Genomic DNA, 19,673 nt, shown 5'->3' with positions numbered 1-19,673 from the left:
AATTCGGAGGTTATACATATGAAACAAATGGATGCAAATGAAATTATTGCTTTTATACAAAACAGCGTAAAAACAACACCTGTAAAAGTCTATATTAAAGGGGACTTGGAAGGTATCAATTTTGGTGAAAATACAAAAGTATTTGTAACAGGCAGCACTGGAGTTTTATTCGGTGAATGGAAAGAAATTAAAGCTGCTATTGAAGCAAATGCTAATAAAATTGAAGATTATGTAATTGAAAATGATCGTCGTAATTCAGCGATTCCATTGCTAGATTTAAAAGGTATTAATGCTCGCATCGAGCCAGGCGCAATAATCCGTGACCAAGTAGAGATTGGTGATAATGCTGTTATTATGATGGGTGCATCTATTAATATTGGTGCTGTGATTGGTGAAGGTACAATGATCGATATGAATGTTGTACTTGGAGGTCGTGCTACAGTAGGTAGAAACTGCCACATTGGTGCTGGAACAGTATTAGCAGGTGTTGTTGAACCACCTTCAGCTAAACCAGTAGTGGTTGAAGATGATGTTGTAATTGGTGCAAATGCAGTTGTGTTAGAAGGCGTTACAGTTGGTAAAGGAGCAGTAGTTGCTGCCGGTGCGGTTGTAATTGAAGATGTTCCACCAAATACTGTTGTAGCAGGAACACCAGCAAAAGTAATCAAACAAATTGATGAAAAGACAAAAGCAAAGACTGAAATTAAACAAGAACTTCGTCAATTAAATAAAGAAGACTAATTTGAATGCAAAGTAGGGGTTTATGATGGCTAGTACAAGCAGGTTTGTCGAAATTCGCCGAGACCTACACAAAATACCTGAACTAGGTTATCAAGAAGTCAAAACACAGCGCTACATATTAGATTATCTGGAAATGTTAGATAAAGACCGTGTAGAAATTGAAATATGGAAAACGGGAATTTTTGTTAAAGTTAAAGGTACTAATCCAACCAAGATCTTAGGATATCGTGCGGATATTGATGGGCTGCCGATAACTGAAGAAACAAATCTTGATTTTGTTTCTGAACATGAAGACCGTATGCATGCGTGTGGACATGATTTTCATATGAGCATTGCATTAGGAGTTCTTACAAATATTGTGAATGAACCGATACATGATGATGTTTTGTTTGTTTTCCAGCCGGCAGAAGAAGGGCCAGGTGGAGCCTTACCTATGCTCCAATCTGAGACAATGAGAAAATGGAAACCTGATATGATGATGGCTCTTCATATTGCCCCAGAATATCCCGTAGGTACCATTGCGGTTAAACCGGGTCTCTTATTTGCAAACACATCTGAATTGTTCATAGATTTAAAAGGTAAAGGTGGACATGCTGCATATCCGCATCAAACTATTGACATGGTAGTAGCAGCTAGCGTGTTGGTTACCCAACTGCAAACAATTGTGTCACGAAATATAGACCCGTTAGATAGTGCTGTCATAACAATTGGAAAAATTACTGGCGGTACTGTTCAAAACATTATCGCAGAACGTGCAAGACTAGAAGGTACAATTCGAACGCTATCTGTTGAATCAATGGCAAAGGTAAAAAAACGAATTGAAGAATTGGTTAAAGGTCTGGAAATAGCAAATCAATGTGAAGCTACAATCGACTTTGGCTCTAATTATCGACAAGTTTATAATGACGAAAAACTTACTAATGAATTTATGCAATTTGTGGAACAGCAACCATATGCTAATTTATTTGTATGTCGTGAAGCGATGACAGGAGAAGATTTTGGCTATATGCTCGAAGAAATTCCAGGGTTTATGTTTTGGTTAGGTGTAGAATCTCCATATGGTCTGCACTCTGCAAAACTAAATCCTAACGAGAATGCGATCAGTTTAGCTGTTAACTTGATGACAGATTATTTAAAAGAAGTTTCAGGAAATTAATATATTTGAAAAAAGTCCAAGACCAAACGGTTTTGGACTTATTTTTTGGAAAATAAGTTGTTCATAAATTTTGTACTATCCAACTCAGCCCTAGGCCCTCGGGGGTGAACAAGGCGCTAGCGTTTTTCTAATAATTTAAGAAGTCTAAACAATATTGGAATTGAAGTATACGATATTAAGTAGACCTTATAGGAACCCAAAGAAACCTGCTAGCGCATTTTTTAGTTTTATGAGTAGTATAACCATGTTTTATTTCGGAAAAAATGAAAAAGTAAGGAGGTGGATGAAAGATGGCAAAAAGAGTTGGGGTTGAACAATCTTTATCAGATGTGCAAGCAGCACTTCAAGAAAAAGGTTACGATGTTGTTCAGTTGAAAAACGAGAACGATGCTAATGGTTGTGATTGTTGCGTAGTCACAGGTCTAGATTCAAACGTGATGGGAATCGCAAATACTGTAATTGAGGGTCCGGTTATTGAAGCTAACGGTTTAACTGCAGACCAAATTTGTCAAGAAGTAGAAAGCCGTATTAATCGTTAAACTATTAAAGATGTTTACAAAGATATGCAATATTAACATGCATAGAGAACCAATTGGGGGTACCCAATTGGTTCTTTTTAATAAAAGTTGAGATGATCTCAATAAATTCATATATTTTATCTTATTCAGACACGGTTAGCTTGCAAATTCATATTGTTTTCTCCCAGATTTCATTATTCCTATGTTAAAATGGTTATGCGTAGTATGGTGGTACTGGAGGAGTTTGAATGAAAAAAGAATTTGCTGTAATTGGACTTGGGCGTTTTGGAGGCAGTATATGTAAAACGTTAGTTCAAGAGGGGATGGAAGTTCTTGCGATAGATTCAGATGAAGATAAGGTACATCAATTTTCAGATATTGTGTCCCATGCCGTTGTGGCTGATTCAACGGATGAAAGTGTTTTAAAGAGCCTAGGCATTAGAAATTTTGATCATATAATTGTAGCTATTGGTGACAATATCCAAGCAAGTATATTAACAACCCTAATATTAAAAGAATTAGGTGCCGAAAAAATTACAGTTAAAGCGCAAAACGATTATCATGAGAAAGTATTAATAAAAATTGGCGCAGATCAGGTTGTTCATCCTGAACGTGATATGGGTCGACGTATTGCTAATAATATGATTTCTAATAATGTCTTAGATTACCTTGAATTATCAGATGAGCATAGTATTGTTGAATTAATAGCTAGTAAAAAAATGGATGGAAAAACATTAGTGGAGTTAGACATACGTGCAAAATATGGTTGTAATATTGTTGCGATTAAACGAAATAATAACATTATGGTTTCACCCATTGCAAAAGAAAGAATTCAAGAAGGCGATATATTAATAGTAATAGGTGCAGATAGTGATATTGATCGTTTTGAGAAAAAGATCATCGATATACAATGATAATATTACTAAAAAGCTTCCACGACGGCGGAAGCTTTTTTAGTAGAAGTATTATATTTCCATTATAATCGGTAAAATCATTGGTTTGCGCTTTGTTTTTTCATATAAGAACGGTGCCAGAACATCGGTGATTTCATTTTTGATCTCAGACCACTGAGTTGTACGTCGTTCCATTATTTTATCTAGATGCTTTGCGATTAGAGCCTGAGCATCATTAATTAGATCGCTCGATTCTCTCATATAAACAAATCCTCTTGAGATCAGATCAGGCCCAGCCATTATTTTGAATTCCTTCATATTAATGCTAACTACAACAATAACGAGTCCTTCTTCGGATAAAATTCGTCTGTCTCTTAGAACGATATTTCCAATGTCTCCAACACCGTTTCCATCTACGTATACGGAACCAGAAGGAACTTTACCAGCAATGGAGGCTTCTTTACTGTTTACTGCAAGAACATCTCCATTATCAAGGATAAAATTATTTTCAGGTGGTATGCCGCAATCTGTTGCTAGTTTTGTATGCATGGTAAGCATTCTGTATTCACCATGTATCGGCATAAAAAATTTAGGTTTCATTAATCGCAGCATTAGTTTTTGTTCTTGCTGTCCTCCGTGTCCAGATGTATGGATATCACTTAATGGTCCGTGAATAACCTCAGCACCAGCACGATAAAGGCTGTTGATAACCCGACTAACACTGATTGTATTACCAGGTATTGGCGATGAAGAGAAAACAACAGTATCACCCGGAGTAATTTGAATTTGGCGATGTGTTCCGTTTGCAATTCGAGACAATGCAGCCATTGGTTCACCTTGGCTCCCTGTACAAAGAATTGTAACTTGATCACTAGGAAGTCGATTGATCTGAGATGCTTCAATGAATGTCTCTTTAGGTGCTTTTATATAACCTAAATCGCGTCCAATTTCAATTGCGGCTTCCATACTGCGGCCAAACACAGCCACTTTCCGATTATTAATAACAGCGGCTTCAACAACTTGTTGGAGACGGTGAATATTTGACGCAAAGGTAGCAAAGATAATACGGCCATCAACTTTACGAAATATATCATGAATACTTTCTCCGACACGCCTTTCAGACATTGTAAAATCAGGAATTTCACTGTTCGTACTATCTGATAAAAGGCAAAGGACGCCTTCTTTACCGATTTCCGCCATTTTTGTTAAATTAGCGGGTTCGCCTACGGGTGTAAAATCAAATTTAAAGTCTCCGGTATGAACAATATTTCCTTCTGGTGTTTTTACAACAATTCCATAAGCATCTGGAATACTGTGTGTAGTTCGGTAAAACTCAATGCTTACTTTGTCAAACTTAATAACGTCATCTTCTTTTATGTCATAAAGTTTAGCTTGTCTCATTAAACCATGTTCTTCTAATTTATTTTTTATTAATCCGAGTGCAAGCTTTCCGCCATAAATAGGAACATTAATTTGACGTAATAAATACGGTACACCGCCAATGTGGTCTTCATGACCATGGGTAATAAATACGCCTTTAATTTTTTCTTGATTTTTAACTAAATACGTGTAATCGGGGATTACATAATCAATGCCTAAGAGCTCATCTTCAGGAAATTTAATTCCAGCGTCAATCACAATTATTTCATCTTGGTATTGAATAGCATAGGTATTTTTTCCGATTTCACCTAACCCACCGAGGGCAAATACTGCTACTTGATTTGGCTTTAAAAATTTCATAAATTACACATTCTCCAATACAAAGTTTTCAGAACGTTTTTCGTATTCAAGATGAGCATCATTCAATCGTTGAATAAGTTCAATATTAATATTTCGTTCCTCTAATTTTTTTCTTACTTCTCTGTCAGACTCAGCTTCCACATACACAGTTTTAGTATGTTCACGAACAGGTACTTCACTTTTATTTTCTTGAAAAAACACTTTAAAGATCATAGTTTCATTCTCTCCTTGCGTATCCTATATAATCATCTTCGTCCATTATAGCGGAAATTAAAAAGATTTTCATGTTTTTTCTTTTTTAAGTTATTTTTGGAAGAATATTAAGCAATAGTTCTGCGTCGTAATAAGTCTTTCATTTGTTCTCTAATTTTTTGTTTTAATCTTCTAAACATAATATTCAGCTCCTTAAAAAAGTACTTAAATTTATTCCATGTCGATTTTTAATGTTAGTATGTGTTAGAAACTGAATTTTGTTTCATGGGGATAAATGGAAGAGTGGTATATCTTCAAATAATTAGAGAATTCTAGTAAGTTCATAATTTATTAAAACCTATGAATTCAAAAAAGACTTCCGAGCAAGGAAGTCTTTAATCAGGAATATTAAATTAAATGCTAATGTTTAGCGCTCTATTGGAATAGCGTCTGTAGGTTCTAAAAATGGGTTTTGTTTATTAATGTGATCATAAAACATAATTCCGTTTAAATGATCAATTTCATGTTGAAATACAACAGAAGGGAGTCCCTTCAATCTCAATTTAACTTCATTACCATCTATATCGGAACCTTTCACCGTAATTTTTGCATATCTAGGAACGAATCCAGGTACATCCCGATCAACTGATAAGCAACCCTCTCCCGTTGTTAAATAACTTTTTTGTGTGGAATGACTAATAATTTTTGGATTAAATAGGGCATAGCTAATTAATTGATCTTTTTCGTCCGTAACATGCACGGCAATCATTCTTTTTAAGATCCCGAGTTGAGGTGCTGCTAAGCCAATTCCGGGTCTAAGTTGGTGTTTTTTTGCAATTTCAGGATCTTGACTATTAATAACGAATTCAATCATTTTTTTTAATATTTCTTTATCTTCCTCAGATGCCGGCATACCTACTTCTTCAGCTACTTCTCTAAGAGCAGGATGACCTTCTCTAACGATATCTTTCATGGTAAGCAATGTAATCAACTCCTCTTATTTCCCTGTTTCCTTGTTTTAGTGTAGCATATTTTACTTTTAAGAAAAAATACTATTTAAAGGGACAAGCGCATATTATAATCATTGAAGAAATAAATGTAAAAATTTATGAATAAGGTTGTCTTTCAAATTGGTAAAAATTATAATTAATGTTTGAGATAGGAGGAACTAAATGTTGGTTTTTATAAAAAATATTGTCCTAATTTTATTACTTATACTATTCATGTCTGGTTGTGGTTCATCTGTTGAAGATGAAATCTATAATCATTTAGAAAAAGCCGTTTCTCTGGAGTCTGTTTTTGAACAGCAGCAAGATCCGCTTGTTGAATTAGAAATGAAGGAGCAAAAACTTTACGAAAAAATTATACAACTTGGAATGTCGCAATTTGATGAAATTAAAGGATTATCGCAGGAAGCATTAGCGATTGTTGAAGAAAGAGAATCAAGAATTGATAAGGAAAAAGAAAGCATCGATGCTTCTGAGCAAGAGTTTTTGCTTGTCGAAAATCAAATTAGTAAAATTAAAGACATCAATTTAAAAGAAAAAGGAATTGATTTAACAAAGGCAATGAAGGAACGATATGCGACATACGACAAACTATATGAACAATATAAAAAAGCAATATCACTTGATCGACAGTTATATGAAATGTTTCAGAAAGAAGATCTGACTCTTCAGCAACTAGAGGAACAAATTACAAAAATAAATACAACGTATGATGAAGTTGTAAAGGCAAATGAACAATTTAATCAATGGACTGATACGTATAATCAGAAAAAGAAAGAGTTTTATAATGCTGCTGAATTAAATGTTGTCTTTGAGAATAAAGAGTGAAAATTAGCGGATAGTAGGAATGGTTAACCATAAAAAGGTTAAGCTCTGTTCCTACTATCCGTTTTTTTATTTTATCAATTATATAACAGATATTTGTTATTGTATAATACAGATTTTTTAATGAAGATTATATAAACAAGTTAAATATGTTGGAAAATTAAAAGCTTAGTGATTGACGAGAGTTTTTTGAGTATGGTAAATTCTAAAAGAAAGATCTTGTTGTATTACTTAGAGTGTGAAAAATTGTGATACAGTCAAGAGGTGTACATACGAGACCATCCAAAGGTTATAGAGAGCTGAAATAGGGAATAGATGAATACTAGCAATGGGTATCATATATTTGTATGAATTTAAAGTAATCGGTACTACCCTATTATTATGAATAGAAAGGAAGAGGTGAACGAATATGGGTCAAAATAATGCCCTAAATAAGGTTGAAGAGTTGTTCGAAACCTTTCAAATTTTGAATGAGGAAGGCCAAGTTGTCAATGAGCAGGCAATGCCTAACTTAACAGAGGAACAGTTAAAAGAATTAATGAAACGAATGGTGTATACAAGAGTATTAGATCAAAGATCTATTTCTTTGAATCGTCAAGGACGATTAGGATTTTATGCACCAACTGCTGGTCAAGAAGCTTCACAATTAGGAAGCCAATTTGCATTAGAAAAAGATGATTGGATTCTACCTGGCTATCGTGATGTACCACAATTGATTTGGCATGGGCTACCACTTTATAAAGCATTCTTATTTTCTAGAGGTCATTTTGTAGGAAATCAAATGCCTGATGGTGTAAATGCGCTGCCACCTCAAATTATTATTGGTGCTCAAATTATTCAAACAGCAGGAGTAGCATTAGGTTTAAAGAAAAGTGGTAAAAAGACTATCGCAATTACATATACGGGTGATGGTGGAGCTTCACAAGGGGATTTTTATGAAGGGATAAATTTTGCAGGGGCTTATAATGCTCCAGCAGTATTCGTAGTTCAAAATAATCGTTTCGCTATCTCTACACCAGTTGAGAAACAATCGGCTGCTAAAACGATTGCTCAAAAAGCCGTAGCTGCAGGTATCCATGGTATTCAGGTTGACGGCATGGATGTATTGGCAGTATATGCTGCGGTAAAAGAAGCGAGAGAACGGGCGATTAATGGTGAAGGACCTACCTTAATTGAAACATTAACGTACAGATATGGACCACATACAATGGCTGGGGATGATCCAACACGTTATCGTACGGAGAGCTTAGATAACGAATGGGAAAAGAAAGACCCACTTGTACGTTTTAGAAAATATCTTGAAGGCAAAGGCCTATGGTCGAAGGAAGAAGAGGAAAAGATTGTAGAGCAAGCTAAAGAAGATATAAAAGCTGCTATTAAAGAAACCGACCAAACACCTAAACAAAAAGTAACAGACCTAATAGATATTATGTTTGAAGAACTGCCAGAAAATCTTAAAGAGCAAAGAGAAGAATATGCACGAAAGGAGTCGAAATAATTCATGGCTCAAATGACGATGATTCAAGCTATTACGGATGCAATGCGGGTAGAATTAAAAAATGACCCAAAGGTTTTGGTTTTTGGTGAAGATGTAGGTGTTAATGGTGGTGTTTTCCGCGCAACTGAAGGATTACAACAGGAATTTGGTGAAGACAGAGTATTTGATACACCGCTAGCTGAATCAGGTATTGGTGGATTAGCTATAGGACTAGCCCTTACTGGATTTAGACCTGTACCAGAGATCCAATTTTTTGGGTTTGTATATGAAGTGATGGACTCTATTAATGGACAAATGGCACGCATGCGTTATCGTTCAGGTGGTACTCAAAATGCTCCGATTACAGTCCGTTCGCCATTTGGTGGTGGTGTTAAGACTCCGGAACTACATGCAGATAGTCTTGAAGGGCTTGTTGCTGCTCAACCAGGACTAAAGGTAGTCATACCATCGACACCATATGAAGCGAAAGGTTTATTAATTTCAGCAATTCGAGACAATGATCCTGTTATTTTCCTTGAGCACATGAAATTATATAGATCTTTCCGTGAAGATGTACCTGAGGGAGAGTATACAATTCCGATTGGGAAAGCTGCGGTTAAACGTGAGGGGAAAGATATAACAATCATTGCTTATGGAGCGATGGTCCATTCCTCATTAAAGGCGGCTGAGGAGTTAGAAAAAGAGGGAATTAGCGCTGAAGTGATTGATTTAAGAACGATCTCTCCACTAGATATAGATACTATTTTACAATCTGTAAAGAAAACTAATCGTGCAATAGTAGTACAAGAAGCACAAAAGCAAGCGGGAATTGCTGCGAATGTAGTTGCAGAAATTACCGAGCGTGCAATACTTGATTTAGAGGCTCCTGTTTTACGAGTAACAGCACCGGATACTGTTTTCCCATTTTCACAAGCAGAAGATGTTTGGCTACCTAATTACAATGACATTATTGAGAAAGCAAAAGCTGTTGTAAACTTCTAAAACTTGATTTTATAAATAGGAGGGAAAAATTGTGGCATTTGAATTCAAGCTACCTGATATCGGTGAAGGTATTCATGAAGGTGAAATTGTTAAATGGTTCGTAAAGCCCGGGGACACTGTAAAAGAAGACGATATTTTATGCGAAGTGCAAAATGATAAAGCTGTGGTTGAGATTCCTTCACCAGTTGAAGGGACTGTAAAAGAAGTAAAGGCATCTGAAGGTACTGTTGCTGTTGTAGGTGATGTTATCATTACTATTGAGGCAGAAGGCTATGAAAGCGCCGAAGGGGATAGTGATTCCGCTCCTACAGCATCTGAAACCCAAGAAACGAAGGCGGCAGTAAATGAATCACCAAAAGATATCGGTGGTAACGCTGATGATGGTGGTCAGTCTGTTAATGTAATTGCAATGCCGTCTGTAAGGAAATATGCTCGTGAAAAAGGAATTAGTATTTCACAAGTAACTGGTTCAGGTAAAAACGGACGAATTTTGAAAGAAGATATTGATAAACATATTTCTGGCGGTGCTGCTCCTGTTAAAGAAGAGCCAGTAAGTGCTCCTCCAACTGAAGAGGTTGAAAAAGTTGAGGAAACAACAAAAGCAGTTTCACAGCAAATACCTGCTGGACAGTATCCAGAGACTCGTGAAAAAATGAGTGGTATTCGTAAAGCGATCGCAAAGGCTATGGTTAATTCTAAACAAACAGCACCACATGTTACATTAATGGATGAAGTAGATGTAACAGATCTTGTTGCACATCGTAAGAAATTCAAGAGCGTGGCACAAGAAAAAGGTATTAAGCTTACATATTTACCTTATGTTGTGAAGGCTTTAGTATCAGCACTTAAAGAATATCCTGCTTTAAATACATCAATTGATGATGCAACACAAGAAATCATTCATAAGCATTATTATAATATTGGGATTGCAGCTGATACTGAAAAGGGATTACTAGTTCCTGTTGTAAAAGATGCAGATCGTAAATCTGTTTTTGCTATATCACAAGAAATCAATGAACTTGCTACAAAAGCTCGTGATGGAAAGCTTGCTCCAGACGAAATGAAGGGTGGCTCTTGTACAATTTCGAATATTGGGTCTGCAGGTGGTCAATGGTTTACACCGGTGATCAATCATCCGGAAGTTGCAATTCTAGGAATTGGTCGCATTGCCGAAAAACCAGTTGTACGTAATGGTGAAATAGTAGTAGCGCCAGTATTAGCATTATCATTAAGTTTTGATCATCGCATAATAGACGGTGCAACTGCTCAAAATGCATTAAATAAAATTAAGCGCTTATTGCATGATCCACAATTACTAATAATGGAGGCATAAAGACTATGGTTGTTGGAGATTTTCCTATTGAAACTGATACACTCGTTGTTGGTGCTGGACCAGGTGGGTATGTGGCTGCAATTAGAGCTGCTCAGCTAGGACAAAAAGTTACGATTGTTGAAAAAGAAAATTTAGGCGGAGTTTGCCTAAATGTTGGTTGTATTCCTTCAAAGGCACTTATTTCTGCTGGACATCGCTATGAAACAGCGAAGCATTCAGATGATATAGGGATTACAGCGGAGAACGTAAAAGTTGATTTTTCAAAGGTACAAGCATGGAAAGGCAGCGTTGTTAAAAAGCTTACCGGTGGTGTAGAAGGACTTTTAAAAGGTAATAAAGTTGAAATTGTAAAAGGCGAAGCGTATTTTGTTGATTCTAATACATTGCGAGTCATTAATGAAGATTCTGCACAAACATATAAATTTAAACAAGCAATTGTAGCTACAGGTTCAACACCAATTGAACTGCCTGCATTCAAGTATTCTGCACGTGTCCTTGATTCTACAGGTGCTATTAACTTAACTGAAATTCCAAAAAAGATGGTAGTAATCGGTGGAGGATATATCGGTATCGAACTTGGTACAGCTTTTGCAAACTTTGGAACTGAGATCACAATTCTTGAAGCAGCTGATGAAATATTATCGGGGTTTGAAAAACAAATGAGTGCAGTTGTTAAGAAACGTCTAAAGAAAAAGGGTAATGTGGAAATATACACAAAAGCTTTTGGAAAAGGCGTCGAAGAAACAGAAAATAGTGTAAAGGTTACGTTTGAAACTAACGGTGAACAAAAGACAATTGAAGCCGATTATGTACTAGTAACAGTAGGTCGTAAACCGAATACAGCTGAAATAGGATTAGAAGATATAGGGATTAAGATTACTGATCGTGGCTTAATTGAAATTGATAAACAGTGCCGTACATCTATTTCAAATATTTATGCAATTGGTGATATTGTCGAAGGTCCTCCGCTTGCGCATAAGGCATCATACGAAGGTAAGATTGCAGCTGAAGCAATCGCAGGCCATCCTGCAGAAATTGATTATTATGCAATACCAGCTGTAGTCTTTTCAGATCCTGAATGTGCGTCTGTTGGATATTTTGAACAACAAGCAAAAGATGAAGGTATTGATGTAATAGCTGCAAAATTCCCATTCGCTGCAAATGGAAGAGCGTTGGCATTAAATGATACCGATGGCTTTATGAAACTTGTCACTAGAAAAGAAGACGGACTAGTCATTGGGGCTCAAATTGTAGGACCAAATGCTTCAGATATGATAGCAGAATTAGGTCTAGCGATTGAAGCAGGAATGACAGCTGAAGATATCGCAATGACCATCCATGCCCATCCTACTCTTGGTGAAATAACAATGGAAGCTGCTGAAGTTGCTATTGGTAGTCCTATTCATATCGTAAAATAAAAATAATTGAACATGGAAAAAAATCCGTTCCCGGTTAGATTGGGAATGGATTTTTTGCGTATAACGAAAAACTTACAAAGCATATCTTCTTTCAGTCATATGTCTGCTTTTTGAAGGGCATTTCCTGCTAGTAAAATAGAGATAGCACAAAGCTATCTCCCATTATTTTTTCTCATGTTGTTCCATTGTTTTTACAAGGTGATTCATAATATCTTTTTTGCTCCTCTTTCCATCAATCCGAGTTTTAACTTCCCCGTCTTTTACAACGATCAAAGTTGGGTAGACACTAACATTAAATTTCTTAATTAATTCATTTTTATTAGTGGATTGAATAAGAGTAACGTCTGCCATTTCATTTGGAAACTTTTTTCTAAGGTCGAGTAGAACATCATAATAGTTATTTTCTAATCTTATCTTTTCTTCATTTGAAAAAAACAATAGATGATAACCTTCTCCTCCCAAATTTATGTCAGAAACGGAACCACCATCGACCGTATTGCAGGCCGTTAATAAAAACATGGACATAAAGATAGATCCAAGTTTCTTTTTCATGAGGATGCTCACTTCTTTCTGAATGAGAAATTATGTATCTGTGTCTAACACATATTTTATCATTCAATTTAAAAAGGGGAAGGGTTGTCATCTATTTGTTACACAAATGAAAAATACTAGATATAGTTGTGACATAAAAATACATTTAGTAAATATAGTATAAAATTAATTACGTAGATCCTGTAATTTAATATTTGTATGGGCGAGTTGTTCGAGCTCTTCTAATGCATCGTGAATCGAGAGAATTTCGTATAAAAAAGTAGTCTCAGGCTGGAAGTGGTGATAATACTTCCCTTGAACAGGCTGCTGTCCTGATTCTTTCCAACTTCGAAAAATCCTATCTACTTGTTCGATAATTTGATGGTGTTCAACTGGAATTTGATGTTCAGGTTTTTTAAGAATCTCAATTAATGAAAGGATTGTACTACACAATACGTCTTTCTGTGTCTTTGAAAAATCAAGTTTCTTATTTTCTAAGTAGTTCAGATTTCCGAGATGGAATGCAATTAATTGTAATACATTTAATCGCTTATTCGTATAGTGGAACATGCGAATATCCTTTGGATTTTGTTTATGATATTTAAATTCTTCACGTTCGTAATAACAAAGTTTATTAGTCCTAACGATTAGCTGACCTAGTTTTGCATATAAGGAAGCTATGGTTTGTTTTCTTTTTGATGAATATGTGCCTAATTGTTTAAGGTGCTGTTCGAGAATCTCAGCTTTCAGTTCGAACATATCGGCAATATTCTTGTCGATCAAATGTGAGAACTTTGGAGGAAGAATGATAATATTTACAATTGTCGAAACTACAATACCAATGGTTGTCGTCCCAAGCCTCGCAATAAATGCTAGTAAAAAATGATCAGTAGTAGCTGGAATCATTGCTGCTGCTGTGATGGTAGCAACTACGATGCCATCCTCTAGTTTAAGTTTATGACAAAAATAAATTGTAAGAATTGTGGCAAGTGCATATGTCAACGGTTGTTCACCGAGGAATGATACTAACAGCATCGATAGAGCAGCACCAATCGCGGAAGCAGGAAATCGAATGATTCCTTTTTTTATAGAATCCGTTGCTGTTGGTTCAATCGTTACAATTGCAGTGATTACAGCAAAAATTGTTGGCAAGTTAAAGAGTTGACATAATATCGCTGTAATAAAGACTGCTATACCCGTCTTTAAAACCCGTCCGCCAAATAAAAAACTTTTTAATAATTTATCCATAAAAATATCCATCCAATAATAAAAATTTATATAAAAGAGTAACTATTATTATTATAATCGATTGTTTGGTGTTTTTGCAGTACGGTATACTATACTGTATGGCAATAATTTAGGGGGAGGGCTATAGAATGACTGTAAAAATGAATTTCTTCTTTATTGTATTTATAGGTTTATTTCTAATTACTGGGTGTACAAACTCCACTGAAATGACTCAAGAAATTCCAACTGAATCAGTGACAGCGAATGAAAATAATGATTTTACGGAATTGGAATCTGGAGCTGATGTACAACAAACAGAAAGTAATGAAAATACTGTCGAACAACCGGTGGTCAATCAACCACCAAAAGAGACAACATTGCTACCGCTCTATAAAATGAATGAGGTATTTGACATTAAGCCAATTAGTGATGCCCCAGAGAATATTGTATTGCTTACAATTGACGATGCACCTGATAAGTATGCACTAGAAATGGCTAAAATTTTAAAGGATCTTAATGTAGGCGCAATCTTCTTTGTAAATGGTCATTTTTTAAATACTGATGAAAAAAAGGCCATACTAAAAGAAATTTATGAAATGGGTTTTCCAATTGGTAATCATACAATGAATCATGAAAATCTAAAGAAATTATCTGAAGAGGAGCAGAAATACCAAATAATTGAATTAAATAATTTAGTTGAAAGTATTACAGGAGAGCGTCCTAAATTTTTCCGAGCGCCATTTGGAGCGAATACAGATTATAGTAAGTTAATTGCTAACGAAGAAAAGATGCTTGTAATGAATTGGACATATGGATATGATTTTGAAAAGGACTATATGAATAAAGAAACACTCGAAGATATAATGGTAAATACAAACCTTCTCCATAAAGGTGCAAATTTATTAATGCATGATCGGGAATGGACGAGGGATGCATTAGCTGGTATTGTTAAAGGGCTGCAAAACAAAGGGTATGAAATAGTGGATCCGCATCTAATTCAAACACCTGAATAGTTAACATATTATGAAAGCAGTTACTTCAAAATGAAGAAACTGCTTTTTTTTAGGTGAATTTTACTAAGGATCATTTTTTTCGGATACTCTAATAGTATCGGAATGAAAACATTTATAATCTTTAATATGATTAGCATAAAATTGTTGAAAAAGGAAAAAATGAGAGGATGGAGGTTTGTGTTAGTTGAGGTGAAAAGTGAGTGAGGATATTATTTATTATTTATATTTGTTCTATTTGTACTTTAATGACAGCTTGTCAGCCCTTTTTATCACCTTTTGAGAAACGGCAAAAGACAGCTGAGCCTTTAGTAATGGATAATAAGGTTGTTGATCCAAATTGGAGGGAATTAAGCATTGCAACGCTAGATAGTGAGTTGTTTTTTTCGGTTCCCGCTTTTTTTAGTGAAGTAAATGGTTCCTATCAATTTGACCCAATCCATAAAACACTAAACATGGTAATAGATAATAATCATTATTATATGATTTTTGGTGTTCCTGTTCTCCGAGTAAATGGTATGCTGTTGCCTGATGATAGCTATGAGTTTAAGATAATTGATAACGAACCTTGGTTACCAATTGATTTTTTAACGAAGGCACTAGGTCTAACCGCCAATGTAAAACAGGGAGTTGTTGAATTTTATTGGGAGCCTAGTACTGTTTTTGAGGAAGATAGTAGTGAATCAGTTGCAGTCTTGGGGAACATTGATCAAATTATTTTGTTAATGAAGGAACTTCATAATCCAATAAAGGGAGCAATGGTAGATACGATTTCATCACATCTTCCGGGCGCCAGACGCGCTTATCGGAATGGCTTTCATGAAGGAATGGATTGGTATGGCTTTTCGAGCGGTGTTCCAATGAACAGACAAACAGCAGTATACGCTATGGGTAATGGTTTCGTAGTACGAGCGGACCATGATTATTTCAAGTATTCCTCCGTTGAAGAACGCAATAAGGATTTAAAAATTGCCGCAGAGGAAGAATCAACCCCTGAGTATATTTTAGATAGATTAAGGGGGAGACAAGTGTGGGTGCAGTATGAAAACGGCCTGCAAGCGCGTTTTTCTCATTTAGATCGTATTGCAGAAGAAATAACTGTAGGTGATCGTGTAACTCCTGATATGTTGATTGGATATGTAGGGAACACTGGGACAAGTGGTGAAGTTAAAAATAATGATACCGAATTACATTTACATTTGGATCTTTTATATAAAGGGGACCTTTTTTGGAAAGGATTAACTGAAGAGCAAATTGTTCTAGCATTAAAGTCAGCTTTTGCTGAGCAAATATAAGAAGTGAGGCATGGCTCAATGAGCCATGCTTTTTTACTTAACAAGGTGAAAGTATTTATTTTTAATGTACTTGTCTAGCTACAGCGCCTAGCCCCTAGTGCTGACCAAGGCGCTTACATTTTCTTGATTATTTATTAAAATACATTATTCTACCATTAAATAGGTGTAACTCGGCGTTAAATTTTTTAGCCATAAATTTACAGAACTCATTAGCCTTCCCTTTATCACCATAGGTTGAGCTATCCGGAAGTGCTACCTGGATATGCTGTTGCGTTCTGGTAGTACCATCTTCATTTTCTACTTCCTCACTTCCGACACCTAATAAAATAAAGTTGTATTTTTCGGAAGTCCCCTTTAGATAAAACCATTCTCCGTTTGCCTCGTCTTTTTCCTTTAATTCATAAGGAAAGGCTGCATCTCCATATTGCCAATTAAGCTGTTCACCTGTTTTACTTGTGATATCCTTATAATAATGGAATAATTCCTTCAATTCTTGTAATGAAATTTCTTGCTTATTTGCTTCCGGTACTAGTTTTATGTACGCTGTGCTAGCCATTATTAGTTCCCCCTATTCTAAACTTTTCTCCGATAATATAATAGCACTATTTTAAGATTTTTAAAACAAAAGGTAAAGGGGTTGTGGTATTACTTTTTTTAATCATAAAAGTGGTTCATTGTTCATAGAATGTTAACAATCGCATTAAAAAATCTATTGAATGGACGTAAAAGAAACTATACAATAACCTTAGACAATGTGAATCAATACACAATCTTGGAGGGGGGAACGAGTATGAGCTTTAATCACAAATTGTATGATGAAAGTGAAAAGGTGAAAACACGTTTCGTGGGGTTTACAACGGAAGATTATCGTTACGACTTTGGAATTGTTTACACCAATATGTTTTTTGGAAAACCACTCGTTGTTTGTATGCAAACCGGACGTTCCGCTCTTTTAGATGTCAATGATATTCAGGATTTAGAACACCTAAAGAAAGCATTTCAATTAGAAAGCCTGAAAGAGGCATCAGATCTATCCGCTTTTTTAGAAGAGATTGTTCCTGCTTTATACCTAGAAACTCAATATGATTAGATTTTTTTCTATAAGTCCGATGTAACATATATCGGACTTTTTTGTTTGTTATACTAGAAAATCTCTTATATAAATACAGTAATATGTTATACAAAATAACTATTGACATAAATAGTATGACATATTAATATGTAATTACATAACATATATTAAGCGTTTTCAACAAAATGTTTTGAGGGGATGAAACCATGGGAATTATCGTTTGCCAACAATGTGAGAGCACGATTGAACACTTTGAAGATCATAAAGTAACAACACTATATGCAAAATGTAGTGACTGTTGTGATCATCAAGAAAAAACAAACGAATAATATGTGGCTAGTAATAATTAACGTTTAAAGTATGACACAATTGGTCATGCTTTTTTGTTTGCACAAATTAATAAACAAATAAGCCCTGCTACATTAAGCAGGGCTTGAAGAATAATGTGACCTTATCTAATGGCACGATGTTCTTTTATAACTCTCAGTGTTTTTAATTCAGGGTCCTCAGGCCCCTGAACGGGTAATCCACCTTCAAGATTTTCAGTAATATAATCAATGTTCTCTTGCGTAATGATCTCGCCCGGAATTAGGATTGGAATTCCTGGTGGATATACCATAATAAATTCAGCAATAATTCTTCCGACTGATTCTTTCAGAGTAACAACTTCAGTTTCTGAATAAAAGGCATCTCTTGGCGACAACGCTAGAACTGGGATGTTTGGAACATGAACTTCGATAGACTCTGTATTGGATATAGAGTAGTCTCGTTGTTTTGCTAATTCTTTTAAAGCATGTATTAGTATCCCTGTTTGTTCATCCGTATCTCCTGGAGTAATGATACAAAGGATATTATAAAGATCAGAAAGCTCCACTTCAATGTTATATTGTTCACGCAGCCAAACTTCTACCTCATAACCTGTTAAACCCAGCTCTTTTACAGAAATAATTAATTTAGTTGGATCATAATCATAAGTTGCTTTTGTCCCAAGAATTTCTTCTCCAACACAATACAAATGTGGAATCTCGTTGACTTTTTTTCGTGTTTCTTCTGCGAGTGCAATTGCTTTATCTATAAGTTCTTTTCCTTTTGTTGCTAATTGTTTTCTTGCAACATCTAAAGATGATAACAGTAAATAGGACGTTGAGGTCGTGGTTAACATACTCAGTATGGCTTGCACATGTTGGGCAGATACTAAACCTTCTTTAACATTTAAAATTGAGCTTTGCGTCATTGAGCCTCCTAATTTATGGACACTAGTTGCCGCCATGTCTGCACCTGCTTGCATTGCTGATAATGGGAGTTCATCATGAAAATGAATATGAACACCATGGGCCTCATCCACAAGAACTGGTATATGGTATGAGTGTGCTATATCAACGATTTCTTTTAAATTTGCTGCAATTCCAAAATATGTTGGATTAATTACTAATAAGCCCTTTGCATCAGGATGGGCTTTTAGTGCTTTTTCAACAGATTCTGTCGTTATTCCATGGGAAATACCTAAATTTTTATCTATTTCAGGGTGGATAAATATAGGCGTTGCTCCTGAAAAAATAATGGCGGACATTACTGATTTATGAACATTTCGCGGAACAATAATTTTTTCCCCAGGCTTACAAACTGACATTACCATTGCAATAATAGCTCCACTTGTTCCCTGTACAGAGAAAAAAGTATGATCTGCACCAAATGCGTTTGCTGCTAATTCTTGAGCTTTCTTAATCATTCCATGAGGATGATGCAGATCATCTAAAGGACCAATATTTATCAAATCAATTGATAATGCATTGTCCCCAATAAATTCACGGAATTCAGGATCCATCCCACTTCCCTTTTTATGGCCAGGTATGTGGAATTGTATTGGGTTTTTTTTTGCATGTTGAATAAGCCCTGTAAACAGGGGAGTTTCATTTTGATTCAAATTAGACACCTCAATCTACTGAATTACATTAAATCCTGAATATCAAACATGGTAGCTCCAGTTTATACTACCAGAATTTATATGTTTTTTTACTGAAAAATAGTAAGTAACAGATTCTTAGTTATTACCTTTTAAAATTATGATATAAGTACGAAAATGTTATTTATAAATGGAGTAAAACAAACTTATTTTAACAAAACAAAAATTAATTTCAAGAAAAAAATCATTAGATATGAGTATAGCTTTCCACAATTCAGGTGAAATACCAGACTTCTTAAAGGATTTTTAAAATAAATATAGAAAAACTTATAA

The 19,673-nt window shown here is 35.3% G+C and carries 20 protein-coding genes; 13 read left to right on the top strand and 7 right to left on the bottom strand.

Annotation, left to right across the window (positions count from 1 at the left end; all coding sequences use genetic code 11):
* Positions 1 to 18: 18 nt before the first annotated feature.
* The 4 genes from dapD (at position 19) to C1724_RS12455 (ending at position 3,329) form a co-directional block, all read left to right on the top strand.
* The gene (dapD, locus tag C1724_RS12470) at positions 19 to 741 is read left to right on the top strand and encodes a 2,3,4,5-tetrahydropyridine-2,6-dicarboxylate N-acetyltransferase (RefSeq protein WP_102347101.1); all 723 of its coding nucleotides are present in this window, start codon (positions 19 to 21) and stop codon (positions 739 to 741) included.
* 25 nt (positions 742 to 766) lie between these two features.
* Entirely contained in the window at positions 767 to 1,897 is a 1,131-nt protein-coding gene (locus C1724_RS12465; protein WP_102347100.1) for an N-acetyldiaminopimelate deacetylase, read from the top strand.
* A 290-nt stretch (positions 1,898 to 2,187) separates the two neighbouring features.
* Positions 2,188 to 2,436, top strand: a complete 249-nt coding sequence (locus tag C1724_RS12460; RefSeq protein ID WP_102347099.1) for a YkuS family protein — start codon at positions 2,188 to 2,190, stop codon at positions 2,434 to 2,436.
* Positions 2,437 to 2,663: 227 nt separating this feature from the next.
* Positions 2,664 to 3,329 carry a potassium channel family protein gene (locus C1724_RS12455; RefSeq protein ID WP_102347098.1) on the top strand — a complete coding sequence of 222 codons (666 nt, stop codon included), beginning with the start codon at positions 2,664 to 2,666 and terminating at the stop codon, positions 3,327 to 3,329.
* A 51-nt stretch (positions 3,330 to 3,380) separates the two neighbouring features.
* Here C1724_RS12455 and rnjA read toward each other — a convergent pair whose 3' ends face one another.
* From rnjA to def, 3 genes are all read right to left on the bottom strand, one after another.
* Positions 3,381 to 5,048, bottom strand: coding sequence for a ribonuclease J1 (gene rnjA / locus C1724_RS12450; RefSeq protein ID WP_102347097.1), 1,668 nt, complete (start codon positions 5,046 to 5,048; stop codon positions 3,381 to 3,383).
* 3 nt (positions 5,049 to 5,051) lie between these two features.
* The gene (locus C1724_RS12445) at positions 5,052 to 5,261 is read right to left on the bottom strand and encodes a DNA-dependent RNA polymerase subunit epsilon (RefSeq protein WP_102347096.1); all 210 of its coding nucleotides are present in this window, start codon (positions 5,259 to 5,261) and stop codon (positions 5,052 to 5,054) included.
* Between the two features lie 406 nt (positions 5,262 to 5,667).
* Entirely contained in the window at positions 5,668 to 6,222 is a 555-nt protein-coding gene (gene def / locus C1724_RS12440; RefSeq protein WP_102347095.1) for a peptide deformylase, read from the bottom strand.
* Positions 6,223 to 6,412: 190 nt separating this feature from the next.
* Between def and C1724_RS12435 the strand changes: the two genes are divergently transcribed.
* From C1724_RS12435 to lpdA, 5 genes are all read left to right on the top strand, one after another.
* Positions 6,413 to 7,075: a YkyA family protein gene (locus C1724_RS12435; RefSeq protein WP_258000381.1), complete on the top strand. Its 663-nt coding sequence runs from the start codon at positions 6,413 to 6,415 to the stop codon at positions 7,073 to 7,075.
* Positions 7,076 to 7,481: 406 nt separating this feature from the next.
* The gene (gene pdhA, locus C1724_RS12430; protein WP_102347094.1) at positions 7,482 to 8,570 is read left to right on the top strand and encodes a pyruvate dehydrogenase (acetyl-transferring) E1 component subunit alpha; all 1,089 of its coding nucleotides are present in this window, start codon (positions 7,482 to 7,484) and stop codon (positions 8,568 to 8,570) included.
* 3 nt (positions 8,571 to 8,573) lie between these two features.
* Positions 8,574 to 9,551 carry an alpha-ketoacid dehydrogenase subunit beta gene (locus tag C1724_RS12425; RefSeq protein ID WP_102347093.1) on the top strand — a complete coding sequence of 326 codons (978 nt, stop codon included), beginning with the start codon at positions 8,574 to 8,576 and terminating at the stop codon, positions 9,549 to 9,551.
* Between the two features lie 31 nt (positions 9,552 to 9,582).
* Positions 9,583 to 10,884, top strand: coding sequence for a dihydrolipoamide acetyltransferase family protein (locus C1724_RS12420; protein WP_102347092.1), 1,302 nt, complete (start codon positions 9,583 to 9,585; stop codon positions 10,882 to 10,884).
* A 5-nt stretch (positions 10,885 to 10,889) separates the two neighbouring features.
* The gene (gene lpdA, locus C1724_RS12415) at positions 10,890 to 12,302 is read left to right on the top strand and encodes a dihydrolipoyl dehydrogenase (RefSeq protein ID WP_102347091.1); all 1,413 of its coding nucleotides are present in this window, start codon (positions 10,890 to 10,892) and stop codon (positions 12,300 to 12,302) included.
* Positions 12,303 to 12,464: 162 nt separating this feature from the next.
* Here lpdA and C1724_RS12410 read toward each other — a convergent pair whose 3' ends face one another.
* Together C1724_RS12410 and C1724_RS12405 are read right to left on the bottom strand one after the other, a co-directional pair.
* Positions 12,465 to 12,854 carry a thioredoxin domain-containing protein gene (locus C1724_RS12410; RefSeq protein WP_102347090.1) on the bottom strand — a complete coding sequence of 130 codons (390 nt, stop codon included), beginning with the start codon at positions 12,852 to 12,854 and terminating at the stop codon, positions 12,465 to 12,467.
* 165 nt (positions 12,855 to 13,019) lie between these two features.
* Positions 13,020 to 14,081, bottom strand: a complete 1,062-nt coding sequence (locus C1724_RS12405) for an FUSC family protein (protein WP_180994251.1) — start codon at positions 14,079 to 14,081, stop codon at positions 13,020 to 13,022.
* Positions 14,082 to 14,209: 128 nt separating this feature from the next.
* Between C1724_RS12405 and C1724_RS12400 the strand changes: the two genes are divergently transcribed.
* On the top strand, positions 14,210 to 15,073 hold the full coding sequence (locus tag C1724_RS12400) for a polysaccharide deacetylase family protein (RefSeq protein ID WP_102347088.1): 864 nt from the start codon (positions 14,210 to 14,212) through the stop codon (positions 15,071 to 15,073).
* Positions 15,074 to 15,273: 200 nt separating this feature from the next.
* The gene (locus tag C1724_RS12395) at positions 15,274 to 16,365 is read left to right on the top strand and encodes a M23 family metallopeptidase (RefSeq protein WP_102347087.1); all 1,092 of its coding nucleotides are present in this window, start codon (positions 15,274 to 15,276) and stop codon (positions 16,363 to 16,365) included.
* Positions 16,366 to 16,492: 127 nt separating this feature from the next.
* Here the strand turns inward: C1724_RS12395 and C1724_RS12390 are convergent, their stop codons facing one another.
* On the bottom strand, positions 16,493 to 16,921 hold the full coding sequence (locus C1724_RS12390; protein WP_180994250.1) for a DUF1885 family protein: 429 nt from the start codon (positions 16,919 to 16,921) through the stop codon (positions 16,493 to 16,495).
* A gap of 234 nt (positions 16,922 to 17,155) precedes the next feature.
* Here C1724_RS12390 and C1724_RS12385 point away from each other — a divergent pair, with 234 nt between their 5' ends.
* Both C1724_RS12385 and C1724_RS12380 read left to right on the top strand, forming a co-directional pair.
* Positions 17,156 to 17,455 (top strand): DUF3055 domain-containing protein, encoded by a 300-nt coding sequence (locus C1724_RS12385; RefSeq protein WP_102347085.1) that lies wholly within the window; start codon positions 17,156 to 17,158, stop codon positions 17,453 to 17,455.
* A 188-nt stretch (positions 17,456 to 17,643) separates the two neighbouring features.
* Positions 17,644 to 17,766, top strand: a complete 123-nt coding sequence (locus C1724_RS12380; RefSeq protein ID WP_102347084.1) for a GapA-binding peptide SR1P — start codon at positions 17,644 to 17,646, stop codon at positions 17,764 to 17,766.
* A gap of 122 nt (positions 17,767 to 17,888) precedes the next feature.
* Here C1724_RS12380 and C1724_RS12375 read toward each other — a convergent pair whose 3' ends face one another.
* Positions 17,889 to 19,361 carry an aminotransferase class I/II-fold pyridoxal phosphate-dependent enzyme gene (locus C1724_RS12375; RefSeq protein WP_102347083.1) on the bottom strand — a complete coding sequence of 491 codons (1,473 nt, stop codon included), beginning with the start codon at positions 19,359 to 19,361 and terminating at the stop codon, positions 17,889 to 17,891.
* Positions 19,362 to 19,673: the final 312 nt, after the last annotated feature.

This window comes from Bacillus sp. Marseille-P3661 (genome assembly GCF_900240995.1).
In the GTDB taxonomy this organism is placed as follows: Bacteria; Bacillota; Bacilli; order Bacillales; family Bacillaceae_J; genus OESV01.
This window is presented reverse-complemented; position numbering and strand designations above follow the sequence as displayed.

Coding starts and splice junctions, on each gene's coding strand:
- C1724_RS12380 (WP_102347084.1), top strand. CDS start 17,644: ATGGGAATTATCGTTTGCCAACAATGTGAGAGCACGATTGAACACTTT.
- lpdA (WP_102347091.1), top strand. CDS start 10,890: ATGGTTGTTGGAGATTTTCCTATTGAAACTGATACACTCGTTGTTGGT.
- pdhA (WP_102347094.1), top strand. CDS start 7,482: ATGGGTCAAAATAATGCCCTAAATAAGGTTGAAGAGTTGTTCGAAACC.
- C1724_RS12405 (WP_180994251.1), bottom strand. CDS start 14,081: ATGGATAAATTATTAAAAAGTTTTTTATTTGGCGGACGGGTTTTAAAG.
- C1724_RS12445 (WP_102347096.1), bottom strand. CDS start 5,261: ATGATCTTTAAAGTGTTTTTTCAAGAAAATAAAAGTGAAGTACCTGTT.
- C1724_RS12465 (WP_102347100.1), top strand. CDS start 767: ATGGCTAGTACAAGCAGGTTTGTCGAAATTCGCCGAGACCTACACAAA.
- C1724_RS12410 (WP_102347090.1), bottom strand. CDS start 12,854: ATGAAAAAGAAACTTGGATCTATCTTTATGTCCATGTTTTTATTAACG.
- C1724_RS12390 (WP_180994250.1), bottom strand. CDS start 16,921: ATGGCTAGCACAGCGTACATAAAACTAGTACCGGAAGCAAATAAGCAA.
- dapD (WP_102347101.1), top strand. CDS start 19: ATGAAACAAATGGATGCAAATGAAATTATTGCTTTTATACAAAACAGC.
- C1724_RS12425 (WP_102347093.1), top strand. CDS start 8,574: ATGGCTCAAATGACGATGATTCAAGCTATTACGGATGCAATGCGGGTA.
- C1724_RS12455 (WP_102347098.1), top strand. CDS start 2,664: ATGAAAAAAGAATTTGCTGTAATTGGACTTGGGCGTTTTGGAGGCAGT.
- C1724_RS12435 (WP_258000381.1), top strand. CDS start 6,413: ATGTTGGTTTTTATAAAAAATATTGTCCTAATTTTATTACTTATACTA.
- C1724_RS12460 (WP_102347099.1), top strand. CDS start 2,188: ATGGCAAAAAGAGTTGGGGTTGAACAATCTTTATCAGATGTGCAAGCA.
- C1724_RS12400 (WP_102347088.1), top strand. CDS start 14,210: ATGACTGTAAAAATGAATTTCTTCTTTATTGTATTTATAGGTTTATTT.
- C1724_RS12385 (WP_102347085.1), top strand. CDS start 17,156: ATGAGCTTTAATCACAAATTGTATGATGAAAGTGAAAAGGTGAAAACA.
- rnjA (WP_102347097.1), bottom strand. CDS start 5,048: ATGAAATTTTTAAAGCCAAATCAAGTAGCAGTATTTGCCCTCGGTGGG.